Genomic DNA, 14,928 nt, shown 5'->3' with positions numbered 1-14,928 from the left:
TCCGGCGTTCCGCGGGTGCTCCGGTCGGTCCGCTCGGTACCGGAAGGTGGTCCGCACATGGCCGCAACATCTGAGACACCGGTTCTCGACACGCTCGCCGCCATGACGGTCGACTCGATCGAGCGCTGCGGCATGGACGAGGGCACGCTGATCCTCACTCGTGTCGCCGCGCTCGTGGCCATGGACGCGCCGGCGATCAGCTACCTGGCTCACGCCGGTGCCGCAGCGCAGGCCAATCTGACGTCCGAGCAGGTGCAGGACGTTCTCGTGGCGATCGCGCCCGTCGTGGGCACGGCACGTGTCATGTCGGCCGCGGGGCACATCGCCGAGGCGTTCGGCTTCGCCATCGCCATGGCGGAGGCCGATGCCGAGGTGATCGCCGAGGCATCGAGTCAGGGGCGCGGTACCTCCTGAGCGAACGGCGGGCCCGCGGTCCAAGCCAGTGGCCAGGTCCTCAGCGCGGACCTGGCCACAAGGGTGACCTCGGCCTGCTCCCCCCTCAGCTGTTCTCCCCCTCAGTTGTTCCAGGTCTCGTCGTAGGGATCGTGCGGTGTCGGCACCGGCCTGGACCCGGTGACCCGGAGGAAGGGGATCGGGCCGTTGTTGACGGGGTCCCGGGTCTGCTTCGTGGTGTACGTGCCCGTCACCTCCAGCCACGCGTCCGGCTGCAGGACCGGGGGGATCTTCCCGGTGAGGCCGATCTTCACCGGCTGGGCGTCCGCGGCACAGCAGTTGAGGGCCATGCGGACGAGATACGGGGTCCCGGCGCGGTCCACGGCGACGAAGCCGGTGATCCGCACGCTGCGGCCGCCCAGGGAACGGCCGTGGTCGTAGACCGCGCGGCCCGCGTAGTCGACCAGGTTGACCGGCACGGGGTCACCCGACGGCAACTTCATGTAGCCGTACGGCTTCTGCAGGGCCGTACCGGCGCGCATCGCGCTGTACGACCCCAGGGCCGGCGGGGCCACCAGGATGAGGGCGAAGAGGGGGAGGACGAGGAGCCAGGAGATGCGGGGCTCGCGGTGACCATGGTCGTGGCCGTGGTCACCGGTGCCGTGGCCGTCGTCACCGTCACCGGCACCGGCACCGGCACCGGTGCCGGTGCCGGTGCCGGTGCCGGTGCCGGCCTCCTGCTTCTTCCGGCGCGCGTTCTTCCACTCGTACCAGGCCGTCGCCAGCGCCGCCACGATCAGCACCACGCCCGCCGCCAGCAGCAGCGGGCGCAGGCCCGCCTTGACGTAGCGCAGGTAGAGGTCGGTGAAGCCCGCGTGCAGCAGGGCCGCACCGATCAGGAACAGGACCGCCGCCTGTGCCTGCCGGTTCACACCAGCACCGCCCCGGTCAGGACCGCGCCCGCGATGGCGAGGACGAAGGTGGCGGGGGCGAAGCGCAGGGCGAACCCGCGGCCGAAGGTGCCGGCCTGCATCGCGAACAGCTTCAGGTCGATCATCGGGCCGACCACCAGGAACGCCAGCTTGGCCGTCAGCGAGAACTGGGTCAGCGACGCCGCCACGAACGCGTCCGCCTCCGAGCAGATCGACAGCACCACGGCCAGGACGGCCAGGGCGAGGACGGAGAACACCGGGTTGTCGGCGGCCGTGCGCAGCCAGCTCGCCGGGGCCACCGCCTTCAGCGTCGCCGCGGCCATCGCGCCGAGGACCAGGAAGCCACCGGCATGCACCATGTCGTGCCGGACCGACCCCCAGAACGCCTCCCCCTTGCTCTGCCCCTCGTGCGAGGCGTGCGACGGCAGGCGCAGCCAGTCCGTGCGGCCGAGGCGCTGCCACAGCCAGCCCATCACGCACGCCACCAGCAAGCTGGCGGCGAATCGGCCCAGGACCATCTCGGGGTTCCGGGGGAAGGCGACGGCCGTCGCCGTCAGCACGATCGGGTTGATCGCGGGGGCGGAGAGCAGGAACGCGATCGCGGCGGCGGGGGTCACGCCTCGGCGGACCAGCGCCCCGGCCACGGGGACCGACGCGCACTCGCAGCCCGGCAGCACCGCTCCCGCCATCCCGGCGACCGGCACGGCCAGGGCGGGCCGGCTGGGCAGGGCGCGGGCGAAGAACGACGGCGGCACGAAGACGGCGATCGCCGCGGACAGCAGCACGCCCAGGGCCAGGAACGGCAGGGCCTGGACCACGACCGCGACGAACACCGTCATCCAGCTCTGCATCACCGGCGTGGACAGGGCACCGCGGACCGGGCCCTGGAACACCACCACCAGGAGCATCAGCATCGTCAGGGCGAGCGGCGAGTTGAGGTGCCAGCCCTCCTTGTCGGGCCGCTCGCCGGACCGCCCGTCGGGGCTCTTGCCGGGTCGCTCGCCGGCCGTCCCGTCGGGCCGCTCGCCGGTGCCGGGCGCCGCGTCGCGGGGGGCGGCCCCGGGCGGGGCTTCTTCGGTGATGGCCACGGGTCGGGTCCCTCCGGCGTACGGGCGCTGCTTCGCTGTTCTCCCTCCCCCTCGGTACGACGGTCCGGGCACGGGCGTTCAGCCCGTTGCTGGAACCATCCGTCCCGTTGGGGCACTCTTTGCCCTTGTGGGGAGCGTTCCGTATCAGGGTGGCCACGGTAATGCGCCGGCGCACATGGTGGTGTGCGGCGACGACGGGCTCGCGCACCGGCTGGCCACCGAACTGCGCGGAGTCTACGGCGAGCAGGTGACGCTCGTCGTGCCGCCGAGCGAGCGCACGGCACGGCCGCCGGTCATCGGGCGGGCGCGGGCGGCCTCGGCGACACTGCTGGACCGGGTGGTGAGCGCGGCCGTGGGACGGACCGCGACCAACGGCAACGGCGGCAACGGCGCCCCCGGCAGCGGTGAACCCGCCCGTGGCGAGCGGCTGTTGGCGGCCGCCGAGCCGACCGAGGCGATACTCGCCGAGGCCGGTGTGGAGCGGGCCGCCGCGCTGGCGCTCGTGTACGACGACGACGAGACCAACATCCGCGCCGCGCTGACCGCCCGCCGACTCAACCCAAGGCTGCGGCTCGTCCTCAGGCTCTACAACCGGAGGTTGGGCCAGCACATCGAAGAACTCCTCGACCAGGCCTCGGCGTTGGCGGCCGGAGACGGCACGGACCAGGGAGCCGGGGGCGACGCGTCGACGACCGTGCTGTCCGACGCCGACACCGCCGCACCCGCGCTGGCCGCGACGGCGGTCGCCGGCACCAGCAAGGTCGTCCAGACGGACGGCCTGCTGCTGCGTGCGGTGGAACGGCCGCCGGCCCGTCAGGGGCAGGTCGTGGACCCCGGGCTGTGCACCCTGGCGCTGTTGTCGGCGACGAGCAGCGATCCGGCCGGCGCGGACGGCGCCGAGGGCAGCGGGACGCGGGGACCGCGGCTGCTGCCCGACGAGGCGGAGGTACGGGAGGCCGACGGACGGGGAACCGTCGTACTGGAGCAGGTGTCGTACGCCGCCGGGGCACCGCTGCCCGCCGGCCGTGCCGGGGTCGTACCGCCGTTCGCCTCGCTGTTCTCCCGGCGGCTGCGGTGGTCGCTGGCCGGGCTGGTGGGGTGTGTGGTCGCGCTGGCCGTCGCCCTGTCGCTGGTGACGGAGATCCATCCGCTGCGGGCCTTCTATCTGACGCTGCTGGACCTGTTCGCCATCGACGACCCGGCCCTCAAAGCGCCCCTCGGGCGGCAGATCCTGCAACTCCTCTCCGGTCTCGTCGGGTTGCTGCTGCTGCCGGTGCTGCTGGCCGCGGTGCTGGAGGCGCTCGGCACCTTCCGGACCGCGTCCGCGCTGCGCAAGCCGCCGCGCGGGCTGGGCGGGCACGTGGTGCTGCTGGGGCTGGGCAAGATCGGCACGCGGGTGCTCACGCGGCTGCGGGAGCTGCACATCCCCGTGGTGTGCGTGGAGGCCGACCCCGAGGCCCGGGGACTCGCCACGGCGCGGCGGCTGCGGGTGCCGGTGGTGCTCGGCGACGTGACCCAGGAGGGGGTCCTGGAGGCCGCCAAGATCCATCGGGCGCACGCGCTGCTCGCGGTGACCAGTGCGGACACCACGAACCTGGAGGCCGTGCTGTACGCGCGGTCCGTGCGGCCGGACCTGCGGGTGGTCCTGCGCCTGTACGACGACGACTTCGCGACCGCCGTGTACCGCACCCTCCGGGCCGCGCATCCACGTGCGCTGACCCGGAGCCGCAGCGTGACGCACCTGGCCGCACCCGCCTTCGCCGGGGCGATGCTCGGCCGGCAGATCCTGGGCGCGATTCCCGTCGAGCGGCGGGTGCTGCTCTTCGCGGTCCTCGATGTGGGCGGGCACCCGCAGCTGGAGGGGCGGACGGTGGACGGGGCGTTCCGGGCCGGGGCCTGGCGGGTGCTGGCGCTGGAGGGGCGGCAGTCGCCGTCGGCCGACCATGTGCTGCGTGCCGGGGAGCGGGTGGTGCTGGCCGCCACCCGCAGGGGGCTGGCGGAACTGCTCGGCCGCCCTGGGGCTCCGCCCCAGCCCCCGCCAGGGGCTCCGCCCCTGGACCCCGTCCTCCCACCAGCCCACCCGCCCCGGTAGGCCGAAAGGTCACCGGAGCCCGGCTCGGTCGGCCGAAAGCCGCACCGGCATCCGACCCGCCAGGACGAACGACCCGCCAGGACGAGCGGCACTCCGGCCCCCTGTCCCGCAAGACGCCGACCGCCCCGAGCGCCGGCAGTCCCGCCTAGTTCGCCAAGTGCCGCTCCGCGAAGTCGATCTCCAGCCCCACCTGCTTGATCCTCTCTTCCACGACCAGGGACCCGTGCCCCGCGTCATAGCGGTACACCTCGTGGACCGCGCCCCGCGCCGCGAGCCGGTCGACGTAGTTCTCGACCTGCCGGATGGGGCAGCGTGGGTCGTTGACACCGGCGGAGATGTAGACGGGGACCTTGACCTCGTCGACGTAGGTGAGGGGGGAGGACGCCCGGTAGCGGTCCGGGACCTCCTCGGGGGTGCCGCCGAGGAGGGTGCGGTCCATCGCCTTCAGGGTTTCCATCTCGTCGTGGTAGGCCGTGACGTAGTCCCCCACCGGAACGACCGCGATGCCCAGGGCCCAGGCGTCCGGCTGGGTACCGAGGCCGAGGAGCGTGAGGTAGCCGCCCCAGGAGCCGCCCGTGAGGATCAGCCGGTCGGGGTCGGCCAGACCCGACGACACCGCCCAGTCGCGGACCGCCGCCACGTCCTCCAGCTCGATCAGACCGACCCGGTGCTTCAGCGCGTCCGTCCAGGCTCTGCCGTAGCCCGTCGAGCCCCGGTAGTTGACGCGCACCACCGCGTACCCGTGATCCACCCAGGCCGCCGGGCCCGCGGCGAAGGAGTCGCTGTCGTGCCAGGTCGGGCCGCCGTGGAGGTCGAAGACCGTCGGCAGGGGACCCGTCGCCCCGGCCGGCTTCTGGATCAGGGCGTGGATGCGGCCGCCGGGGCCCTCCACCCACACGTCCTCCACCGGCACCGAACCCGGGCACCTCATGCCGGGCGGATCCAGGACCACCTTGCCCGTCGTCGAGCGGACCGCGGGCGGCTCGGCGGCCGAGGACCACAGGAACTCCACGCTGCCGTCGGGGCGGGCCGTCGCACCGGAGACCGAGCCGGTCGGGGTCGGGATGCTCGCCAGCTCGCCCGTCCCCAGGTCGTAGCGGAACAGTTCGCTGCGGGCCTCGAAGCCGTGGGCGATCAGCAGGGCGGAGCCGTCCGGATACCACTCCGCGCTCACGTCACCCGGCAGGTCCAGCGCCAGGTCGGTCTCCCCGCCCGTCGCCACGTCCCACACCAGCGGCTCCCAGCGGCCGCGTCTCTGGTGGCCGATGAGCAGCCGGGTGTCGCCGTCGACCGGGGCGAAGCCCAGCACCTCCAGGCCCAGCTCCTCGGCTCCTCCCTTGGTGTCGTCGAGCTCGGCGACCTGCGTGCCGTCCTGGCGCAGGACGCGCAGCGCGGAGTGCATCGCGTCGCCGTGCTCCGTGTGCTCTATCGCGATCAGCGTGCCGTCGTGGGAGAGGTCTCCGATGTAGGCCGACTCGCGGTGGCGGTAGAACTCGACGGGCTCCTCGCCGTCGCGCGAGATGTGGAACGTCGTCCCGTCCTCGTCCGTCGAGCGGCCGACGACCGCCGTGCGGCCGTCCCGGGCGAGCGCGAGCCCCGCCGGGTAGGAGGGCTCCAGGCCCGGCGCGGCGGGTTCGTCCTCGCCGCCCGCGAACGGCTGGCGGCGCCACACCCCGAACTCGTCGCCGTCCTTGTCGTCGAACCACCAGATCCACGCGCCGTCAGGAGAGAGCAGACCGTCCGTCGTGCCGTTCGGCCGGTCCGTCGCCTGCCGCTGCTCCCCCGTCGCGCGGTCCCAGGCATACAGCTCATACGTCCCCGTCGCGTTCGACACGAACAGGGAGCGGTCCGGCGCGTCCTGCGCCCAGTCGGGCAGCGACACCCTCGGCGCCCGGAACCGCTTCTCCCAGTCCTGCATGCTGCTCTCACTCATCGCCCCAGTCATGGCCCCATAGTGCCTGGCCGCGCCCACAATGCGCTGGCGGGTGTCCTCAGCCTGTGGATAACTTCCGGCGGCAACCGGACACGTCAGCGGCAGCCCGACCCGACAACGCCAACCGGACCCGACAAAGGATCCGGTTCCGGGCACCCGTACCGTTGGGGGCGTGTACCGGTTTCTGCTGACACCCCGCTGGTGGGGCATCAACGTCTTCGTACTGCTCGCCATCCCCTTCTGCGTCTTCATGGGGTCCTGGCAGCTGAGCCGGTTCGAGGCGCGGGTGCAGGACCACCGGAGCGCGACCGAGCAGGCCTCGTCGGGCGCGTCGGAGCCGGCCCGGCCGCTGGCCGAACTGCTGCCCGTCGACAAGAGCACGTCGGGCAGACGGGCCACCGCGACCGGCCGGTACGGCGAGCAGTTCCTCGTGCCCGACCGCGAACTGGGCGACAAGCACGGCTTCTACGTGCTGACGCTGCTGCGCACCGACTCCGGCAAGGCGCTGCCGGTGGTGCGGGGCTGGCTGCCGGGCCAGGCGGACCCGGCGAAGGCGCCTGCCGCGCCCTCCGGCGAGGTCACCGTCACCGGTGCGCTGCAGGCGTCCGAGACGCCGGGGGACAACGGCGTCACCGCTCAGGGCGGGCTGCCGTCCGGGCAGACGGCGGCGATCAGCGCGGCCTCACTGGTGAACCTCGTGCCGTACCGGGTGTACGACGCGTGGGTCACGCTGGACAAGGGCGACTCGGGGATGAAGGCCGTGCCCGCGACCGCGCCGGACGACACCGGGCTGGACCTGAAGGCGTTCCAGAACCTCGGCTACACCGGTGAGTGGTTCGTCTTCGCGGGCTTCGTGGTCTTCATGTGGTTCCGGCTGCTGCGCCGCGAGGTGGAGTTCCTCCGGGACGCGGCGCTGGGCCTGGTGCCGGACGAGGAGAGCGTCTCCAGCCCGTCGGGCGTCTGAGCCGTACGACGCCGTCGGGCGTCTGAGCCGTACGACGCCCCCCGGGCGTCCGGGACGTACGGCTGCGGTTCACGACGGACCACAACGGGCTACGACGCCGACAGCACCCCGGTCCAGTAGACCGTGCCCGCGCACGCGTTGGACACCGTAACCGAGCCTGCGGGCGATCCCGCCTCCGGCGTGTAGGTCACCACGATGCTGCCGTCGGCCGTGCCGTCCTCGGTGAGCAGCTGGGTGGTGACGCCCGAGGACGTGCCGCCGCCGGCGTCCGTGCCCCCGGCCGCGCTGGCGTCCTGCGTGGGCGACGGCGAGGGAGAGGGACTGCTGGGGTCCGTGCCGCCGTTGTTGCCGCTGCCGGTGGTGGGGCAGGTCTCCGAGGGCACGAAGGCGAACTTCTCCTCGTAGGCCGCGCCGGGCTGCAGGACCAGGCCGGCGACCTCCAGGGAGGGGTCGGGCAGCCCGGCCGCCGCGTCCCCGGACGCGTGCCGTGCCGCACCGACCTTGGCGGGATCCGCGGCGCCCTGCGCGAGGGCGCTCACACTGCCCGCTCCGCCGACGGTGCAGCTGGTGGTGGAGACGTTCGTGACGCGGAAGGTCCCGTAGACGGCGCCCGCGGAGTCGGGGGCGTTGACGGTCCCGGAGGCCGAGCCCAGCTGGGCCGCCGTACACACCGGAGTGCCCGCGCCGACGGACGCCGAGGGGCCGACCCCGTTGGTCGAGCCGGTGTCGCCGCCACCGGTCTTGCCCTTGTCCCCGCCCTTCGTGCCGTTCTGCCCGTTGTCCGAGGGCTTGCCGCTGGAGCCACCCGCGGTGCTGGCCCCGCCGTCCGGGTTCTTGCCCTGGTTCGTGCCGCCCTGGGCCTGTGAGGCCTGGGCGGCGTTGGAGGTGTTGGGGTCGGAACCGCCGGAGTTGGAGACGTGCACGAGGGCGGGGATGGCGGTGCCGATGAACAGGGCGGCGGCGGCCATGCCGACGACGGCCTGCCGCTTGCGCGCCCGTCGGGCGGGCACCGCGCGCCGCAGGTGGTCCAGCGTGCCGTCGCTCGGTTCGACGTCCTCGACGGCCGCGTGCAGCATCCGGCGCAGCGCCAGCTCGTCCGAGCCGAGCCCCTCGGGGCCCATTTCTTCGGGGCCGTGGTTCACAGTTCCGTTCCCAGCGTGCGATTGCGTGTGCTCTTGCTCGTGCTGTTCCGTGGGCTCGTGCCAGGCGTAGGGCTCGTGCCGTTCATGGGAGTCCCGCCCTTCGGCTTCTTCTCTCATGCCGACGCCTCCATGGCCACCCGCAGTGCCGCGATGCCACGCGAGCCGTACGCCTTCACCGAGCCCAGGGATATCCCGAGCGTCTCGGCGACCTGCGCCTCGGTCATGTCCGCAAAGTAGCGCAGGACCAGGACCTCCCGCTGGCGGCGCTGCAGGCCCTTCATCGCCTTGATGAGGTCCCGGCGCTCCAGCTGGTCGTACGCGCCCTCCTCGGCGCTCGCCATGTCCGGCATCGGCTTGGAGAGGAGCTTCAGGCCGAGAATGCGGCGGCGCAGGGCCGAGCGGGAGAGGTTGACGACCGTCTGCCGCAGGTAGGCGAGGGTCTTCTCCGGGTCCCGGACGCGCTTGCGGGCCGAGTGGACGCGGATGAAGGCCTCCTGGACGACGTCCTCGCAGGAGGCGGTGTCGTCGAGGAGGAGTGCGGCGAGGCCGAGCAGCGAGCGGTAGTGCGCCCGGTAGGTCTCGGTGAGGTGGTCGACGGTCGTGCCGGCCGCCACGGACTCCTCGCCGCCGTCACGCTGATTCGGTATGCGGGCCGGCCGCGCTGTGGGCATGGGCGCGATCACCGGCATGCCGCCGGGCGTACCGGGCATGCGGGGTCGGAGCGCCGCGCGGGGCGGCCGAAGGGCCGTGCCGCGGGGAACCGCCGTGAATTCGAGTACCTCTGCCACGTCAGTTGGACACGCTTCACCCCGCTGGGGTTGTACGTGCCGAGCATCACTTTTGCGCCGGACGCGCCAGGTGACGCCGCCGACAACGTTTCCGTGGCCGGCAGTACACCCGACGGAGCCTCAAGTGCCGTCATGCGACCCGCTCTTCCCCTATGTCCCATATGAACGGGCGTCCCCACGCCCGGATCACGGCGTCCCCACGCCCGGTTCATCGCGTCCCACGCCCCTGAAGGGCGTCCGCAAAGACGCTCCCCGCCCTCCGCGTGGTTGCGGAGGGCGGGGAGGAAAATCTTCGAACACCGAGGGGGCCCGGTTCAAGTGGTCCGGACCATGGCCCGGACCACATGCACCTTACACAGATCCTGCAAAGGGATCTGCTCCTACCCGGGACTTTTCCTGTGCGGCTCAGGCATCACGACAACTCCGCCGCCACCAGCTCGGCGATCTGCGCCGTGTTGAGGGCCGCTCCCTTGCGCAGGTTGTCCCCGCAGACGAAGAGTTCGAGCGCGGTGGGATCGTCGAGTGCCCGCCGCACCCGCCCGACCCAGGTCGGGTCGGTACCCACCACGTCCGCCGGGGTGGGGAACTCACCGGCGGCCGGATTGTCGAAGAGCACGACACCGGGCGCCGTGGCGAGGATCTCGCGGGCGCCGTCGACGGTGACCTCGCCCTGGAAGCGGGCGTGGACGGTGAGGGAGTGCGTGGTGACCACCGGCACGCGCACACAGGTCACGGCGACGGGCAGCTTCGGCAGCCCGAGGATCTTGCGGGACTCGTCCCGCACCTTCATCTCCTCCGACGACCAGCCGTCCTCCCGCAGCGACCCGGCCCACGGCACGACGTTCAGCGCGACCGGCTCCGGGAACGGCCCGGTGTTGTCCCCCACGGCCCGGCGTACGTCACCGGGGCAGGTCCCCAGCTCCGTACCGGCGACCAGGGACAGCTGGGCCCGCAGCGTCTCGACGCCGGCCCGCCCGGCCCCGCTCACCGCCTGGTACGACGACACCACCAGCTCGCGCAGCCCGAACTCGGCGTGCAGCGCGCCCAGGGCGACGATCATCGAAAGGGTCGTGCAGTTGGGGTTGGAGATGATCCCCCGCGGCCGTATGCGCGCCGTGTGCGGATTGACCTCGGGCACCACCAGGGGCACGTCCGGGTCCATCCGGAAGGCGCCGGAGTTGTCGACCACCACCACGCCCCGGGCGGCGGCGACAGGCGCCCACTGCGCGGCGATCTCGTCCGGTACGTCGAACATGGCGACGTCGACCCCGTCGAAGGCCTCCTCCGACAGGGCCACCACCTCGACGTCCTCGCCGCGCACGACCAGCTTGCGGCCGGCCGAGCGCGGGGAGGCGATCAGGCGGATCTCGCCCCAGACGTCCTTGCGCTGCGAAAGGATCTGGAGCATGACCGTGCCGACGGCCCCGGTCGCTCCCACGACCGCGAGCGTCGGACGTACGGTCGGTCCGGTCGCAGCCATCAGCGGCCGGTGCCTCCGTAGACGACGGCCTCGTCGGTGTCGGAGTCGAGCCCGAAGGCGGTGTGCACGGCGCGGACGGCCTCCGGCACGTCGTCGGCGCGCGTGACGACCGAGATGCGGATCTCGGAGGTGGAGATCAGCTCGATGTTCACGCCCGCGTCGGAGAGCGCCTCGAAGAAGGAGGCGGTGACGCCCGGGTTGGTCTTCATGCCCGCGCCGACCAGGGAGATCTTGCCGATCTGGTCGTCGTAGCGCAGCGAGTCGAAGCCGATGCCGCCCTTGTTCTTCTCCAGGGCGTCGATGGCCTTGCGGCCCTCGGTCTTCGGCAGGGTGAAGGAGATGTCCGTCAGACCCGTGGCGGCGGCGGACACGTTCTGCACGACCATGTCGATGTTGATCGCGGCGTCGGCGATCGCACGGAAGATGGCGGCGGCCTCACCGGGCTTGTCGGGCACGCCGACGACCGTGATCTTGGCCTCGGAGGTGTCGTGCGCGACACCGGAGATGATGGCCTGCTCCACCTTCTTGTCCCCTTGCTCGATCGGCTCGCTGCTGACCCACGTGCCCTGCAGCCCGCTGAAGCTGGACCGGACGTGGATCGGGATGTTGTACCGGCGCGCGTACTCCACACAGCGGTGGAGCAGCACCTTGGAGCCGGAGGCGGCGAGCTCCAGCATGTCCTCGAAGGAGATCCAGTCGATCTTCTTCGCCTTCTTCACCACCCGCGGGTCGGCGGTGAACACGCCGTCGACGTCGGTGTAGATCTCGCAGACCTCGGCGTCCAAGGCGGCCGCGAGGGCCACCGCCGTGGTGTCGGACCCGCCGCGCCCGAGCGTGGTGATGTCCTTCTTGTCGGCGCTGACGCCCTGGAAACCGGCGACGATGGCGATGTTGCCCTCGTCCAGCGCGGTCCGGATACGGCCCGGTGTGACGTCGATGATCCGGGCTTTGTTGTGGACCGAGTCGGTGATGACGCCTGCCTGGCTGCCGGTGAAGGACTGGGCCTCGTGGCCCAGGTTTTTGATCGCCATGGCCAGCAGGGCCATGGAGATCCTCTCTCCGGCGGTCAGCAGCATGTCGAACTCACGCCCCGCAGGCATCGGCGATACCTGCTCGGCGAGATCGATCAGCTCGTCCGTCGTGTCGCCCATCGCGGAAACCACGACAACCACCTGGTTGCCGTTCTTCTTCGCTTCCACGATCCGCTTGGCGACGCGCTTGATGCCCTCGGCATCGGCTACGGAGGAGCCTCCGTACTTCTGCACGACAAGGCCCACGTGCGCTCCTCGCTCAGTCCGTCGATTGCCCGCTCAGTCTAACGAGCGTCCGAAATTTACCTCCGGGGAACCGCATCGTGAGATGTCCGGCCACCCGCTCCGTGACTTCCCTGCCCAATGTCACGCAAGTGATGACTGTGACTTACGTTTCACGCAGGACTTCAGGGACCGGGCCGCATGTGCAGCGGGGCCGCGATCTCCTGCTCCATCACCCGGCCCGCCTCGAACTCCAGGGTCTCGTCGCCGATGCCCTGGTCGGTGTCCAGCCCGTCCAGCTCCTCCAGGGGCTGGTTGAGGCGGACGTGGGCCAGGACGGAGTGCAGGGCCCTCAGGGTCGCCGAGGCCGTCGAGCCCCAGTTGGAGAAGTAGGAGAACTGCCACCACCACAGGGCCTCGGTGGTGCGGCCCGCGCGGTAGTGGGCCATGCCGTGACGCAGGTCGGCGATGACGTCCGCGAGGTCGTCGGAGATGCGGGCCGGGACGGGGGCCGTGCGCGGCTCGTAGGGGTCGAAGACCTCCGAGTAGATGTCCACCGGGTCCAGCAGGCGGGCCAGGTTCTCGCGGAGCTCGTCGACGTCCGGCTCGAATCCGGGATCGGGCTCGTAGCGCTCCTCGGGGACGATGTCCTCGTGCGCGCCGAGCCGGCCGCCGGCCAGGAGCAGCTGGGAGACCTCCAGGAGGAGGAAGGGGACCGCCGAGTCCGGCTCGTCACCCTTCGCGACCTCCGTGACGGCCACCAGGAAGCTCTCGACCTGGTCCGCGATCTGGACCACGAAGTCGTCCGGGTTCTGGTCGGTCGCGTGCAGCGTGGCGTCAGACATCTAGGAGTCGTCTCCCCTCGAAGGCGCGGCCGAGCGTGACCTCGTCCGCGTATTCCAGGTCGCCACCCACCGGGAGGCCGCTGGCCAGGCGGGTGACCTTGAGGCCCATGGGTTTGATCATGCGGGCGAGGTACGTGGCCGTCGCCTCGCCTTCGAGATTGGGGTCCGTGGCCAGGATCAGCTCGGTGACCGTGCCGTCCGCCAGGCGGGCCAGGAGCTCTCGTATGCGGAGATCGTCCGGGCCCACGCCCTCGATCGGGCTGATCGCGCCGCCGAGCACGTGGTAGCGGCCGCGGAACTCACGCGTGCGCTCGATCGCGACCACGTCCTTGGGTTCCTCGACCACGCAGATGACCGACAGGTCGCGGCGGGGGTCCCGGCAGACCCCGCACAGCTCTTCCTGGGCAACGTTGCCGCAGGTCGCGCAGAAGCGGACCTTCGCCTTCACCTCCAGGAGGGCCTGGGCCAGGCGCCGTACGTCCGTCGGTTCGGCCTGCAGGATGTGGAAGGCGATCCGCTGCGCGCTCTTGGGACCGACGCCGGGCAGCCGCCCCAACTCGTCGATCAGGTCCTGGACCACGCCTTCGTACAACGGACTGCCCTTCCTGGAGTCTTCCAGTACGTACCGTAGTTGGCCGCCGCCCGTCTTAGAAAGGCAGGCCGGGGATACCGCTGCCGCCGCCGAGACCCTGGGCCAGCGGGCCCAGCTTCTGCTGCTGGAGGGTCTGGGCGTTCTCGTTGGCCGCGTGGACGGCCGCGACGATCAGATCCGCGAGGGTCTCGGTGTCGTCCGGGTCCACGGCCTTGGGGTCGATGACGAGGGCGCGCAGTTCGCCGGCGCCGGTGACCGTGGCCTTCACCAGGCCGCCGCCCGACTGGCCGTCGACCTCGGTGTTCGCCAGTTCCTCCTGGGCCTTCGCCAGGTCCTGTTGCATCTTCTGGGCCTGCTGGAGCAGCTGCTGCATGTTGGGCTGGCCACCACCGGGGATCACGATCAGCTCCTGATTCGGTTCTTCGTTGTTCTCCGTTGTGCACGAGCCTACGTGGTCCACGCAGCCATCGCCCCGCCACTCTTTCGAGTGGAATTGCGGTGGGGCCTATACCTGATCAAGGCCCCCTTCCAGGCGGAAAAGAGGCGAAAGCTACGCCTTCGCCACCCATTGGGCGGTAGGAAAGGTCACGCGCGTCAGCATCCAATGTCACGCAAAGTGACCGGTCGTGATCAGTAGGGAGTGCCGGGTGGGTCAGCCGGAGATGCAGCCCGAGGGTCCGCCTCAGGACGGGCGGGGCGAGGGTGCGGCCGGGCTGCGGCCGGGCGATCTGACCGGGCGGACGTTTCCGCTCGGGAACTGGGGGGAGCCGGCCGAGCGGCTGGACGAGCTGTACCGCTGGGTGGAGCGCAGGGCGCTGGAGACGGCGGCCTGGTATCTCGCGGACCGGGTGTGGAAGCGGCAGGGGGCGCGGGCGCTGCGCGTGGGGGCGGCGTCGGGGGCGGTGTCGGGGGCCATGCTGCCCCTGCTGGACCTGACCGGGGCGGTCGACGGGGCGGCGGCCTGGGGCTATCTGGCGCTGATGCTCGCGGTGGCGTGCGCGGGCGTGGACCGGTACTTCGGGCTGACGTCCGGATGGATAAGGGACGTGGCGACGGCGCAGGCCGTGCAGCGCCGGCTTCAGGTGCTCCAGTTCGACTGGGCGTCGGAGTGCGTACGGGAGGTGCTGGGGCCGGCCGAGGGGACGGCGAGCGAGGCCGCCGAGCGGTGCCTGGGGGTGCTGCGGCGGTTCTCGGAGGATGTGACGGAGCTGGTGCGCACGGAGACCGCGGACTGGATGGTGGAGTTCCGCACGGGGGCCGCGCCGCTGGGTATCCAGTCGGCGGTGGCGGCCGTTCCCCGCCCGGACACGGGTTCTCTCCAGGGGCGGTTCCCGATGCCGCCGGGGGCCGGTGCCCGGCCGAACATGCCGAGGCAGCGGCCGCCCGAGCCGAGGTGACCCGGGCCGCGGCCGGCGCCCGCGGCCTC

Annotated in this window: 14 protein-coding genes; 4 read left to right on the top strand and 10 right to left on the bottom strand. The window is 71.9% G+C overall.

What is annotated here, in order from left to right:
• The first annotated feature begins 57 nt into the window (after positions 1-57).
• Positions 58-414 carry a carboxymuconolactone decarboxylase gene (locus ACIPSA_RS37065; RefSeq protein ID WP_402642895.1) on the top strand — a complete coding sequence of 119 codons (357 nt, stop codon included), beginning with the start codon at positions 58-60 and terminating at the stop codon, positions 412-414.
• A 101-nt stretch (positions 415-515) separates the two neighbouring features.
• Here the strand turns inward: ACIPSA_RS37065 and ACIPSA_RS37060 are convergent, their stop codons facing one another.
• Both ACIPSA_RS37060 and ACIPSA_RS37055 read right to left on the bottom strand, forming a co-directional pair.
• Positions 516-1,325 carry a TIGR03943 family putative permease subunit gene (locus tag ACIPSA_RS37060; RefSeq protein ID WP_402642893.1) on the bottom strand — a complete coding sequence of 270 codons (810 nt, stop codon included), beginning with the start codon at positions 1,323-1,325 and terminating at the stop codon, positions 516-518.
• Positions 1,322-2,413 (bottom strand): permease, encoded by a 1,092-nt coding sequence (locus ACIPSA_RS37055; protein ID WP_402642890.1) that lies wholly within the window; start codon positions 2,411-2,413, stop codon positions 1,322-1,324. The genes ACIPSA_RS37060 and ACIPSA_RS37055 overlap by 4 nt, the downstream gene beginning before the upstream one ends.
• 175 nt (positions 2,414-2,588) lie before the next feature.
• On the opposite strand from ACIPSA_RS37055, the gene ACIPSA_RS37050 reads away from it, so the two are divergent.
• Positions 2,589-4,505: an NAD-binding protein gene (locus ACIPSA_RS37050; RefSeq protein WP_402642888.1), complete on the top strand. Its 1,917-nt coding sequence runs from the start codon at positions 2,589-2,591 to the stop codon at positions 4,503-4,505.
• Between the two features lie 145 nt (positions 4,506-4,650).
• On the opposite strand, the gene ACIPSA_RS37045 is transcribed toward ACIPSA_RS37050, so the two are convergent.
• Complete coding sequence (locus tag ACIPSA_RS37045) at positions 4,651-6,438, bottom strand: prolyl oligopeptidase family serine peptidase (protein WP_402642887.1); 1,788 nt, start codon at positions 6,436-6,438, stop codon at positions 4,651-4,653.
• Positions 6,439-6,610: 172 nt separating this feature from the next.
• On the opposite strand from ACIPSA_RS37045, the gene ACIPSA_RS37040 reads away from it, so the two are divergent.
• Positions 6,611-7,402 carry an SURF1 family protein gene (locus ACIPSA_RS37040; protein ID WP_402642885.1) on the top strand — a complete coding sequence of 264 codons (792 nt, stop codon included), beginning with the start codon at positions 6,611-6,613 and terminating at the stop codon, positions 7,400-7,402.
• An 89-nt stretch (positions 7,403-7,491) separates the two neighbouring features.
• On the opposite strand, the gene ACIPSA_RS37035 is transcribed toward ACIPSA_RS37040, so the two are convergent.
• From ACIPSA_RS37035 to ACIPSA_RS37005, 7 genes are all read right to left on the bottom strand, one after another.
• Entirely contained in the window at positions 7,492-8,661 is a 1,170-nt protein-coding gene (locus tag ACIPSA_RS37035; protein ID WP_402642883.1) for a hypothetical protein, read from the bottom strand.
• A complete protein-coding gene (locus tag ACIPSA_RS37030) occupies positions 8,658-9,254 on the bottom strand; it encodes a SigE family RNA polymerase sigma factor (RefSeq protein ID WP_402642882.1) in 597 nt (198 codons plus the stop codon). The genes ACIPSA_RS37035 and ACIPSA_RS37030 overlap by 4 nt, the downstream gene beginning before the upstream one ends.
• 490 nt (positions 9,255-9,744) lie before the next feature.
• A complete protein-coding gene (locus ACIPSA_RS37025) occupies positions 9,745-10,812 on the bottom strand; it encodes an aspartate-semialdehyde dehydrogenase (RefSeq protein ID WP_402642880.1) in 1,068 nt (355 codons plus the stop codon).
• The gene (locus tag ACIPSA_RS37020) at positions 10,812-12,089 is read right to left on the bottom strand and encodes an aspartate kinase (RefSeq protein ID WP_402642877.1); all 1,278 of its coding nucleotides are present in this window, start codon (positions 12,087-12,089) and stop codon (positions 10,812-10,814) included. The genes ACIPSA_RS37025 and ACIPSA_RS37020 overlap by 1 nt, the downstream gene beginning before the upstream one ends.
• Before the next feature lie 161 nt (positions 12,090-12,250).
• Positions 12,251-12,910: a DUF5063 domain-containing protein gene (locus ACIPSA_RS37015; RefSeq protein ID WP_402642875.1), complete on the bottom strand. Its 660-nt coding sequence runs from the start codon at positions 12,908-12,910 to the stop codon at positions 12,251-12,253.
• The gene (gene recR, locus ACIPSA_RS37010) at positions 12,903-13,502 is read right to left on the bottom strand and encodes a recombination mediator RecR (protein WP_402642872.1); all 600 of its coding nucleotides are present in this window, start codon (positions 13,500-13,502) and stop codon (positions 12,903-12,905) included. The genes ACIPSA_RS37015 and recR overlap by 8 nt, the downstream gene beginning before the upstream one ends.
• A gap of 55 nt (positions 13,503-13,557) precedes the next feature.
• Entirely contained in the window at positions 13,558-13,902 is a 345-nt protein-coding gene (locus ACIPSA_RS37005) for a YbaB/EbfC family nucleoid-associated protein (protein ID WP_402642870.1), read from the bottom strand.
• Positions 13,903-14,149: 247 nt separating this feature from the next.
• On the opposite strand from ACIPSA_RS37005, the gene ACIPSA_RS37000 reads away from it, so the two are divergent.
• Positions 14,150-14,899, top strand: a complete 750-nt coding sequence (locus tag ACIPSA_RS37000) for an SLATT domain-containing protein (RefSeq protein WP_402642868.1) — start codon at positions 14,150-14,152, stop codon at positions 14,897-14,899.
• Positions 14,900-14,928: the final 29 nt, after the last annotated feature.

It is taken from the genome of Streptomyces sp. NPDC086549 (genome assembly GCF_044746205.1).
In the GTDB taxonomy this organism is placed as follows: Bacteria; Actinomycetota; Actinomycetes; order Streptomycetales; family Streptomycetaceae; genus Streptomyces.
Note: the sequence above shows the minus strand (reverse complement) of the source record. Positions and strands in the feature narration are given on the sequence as shown.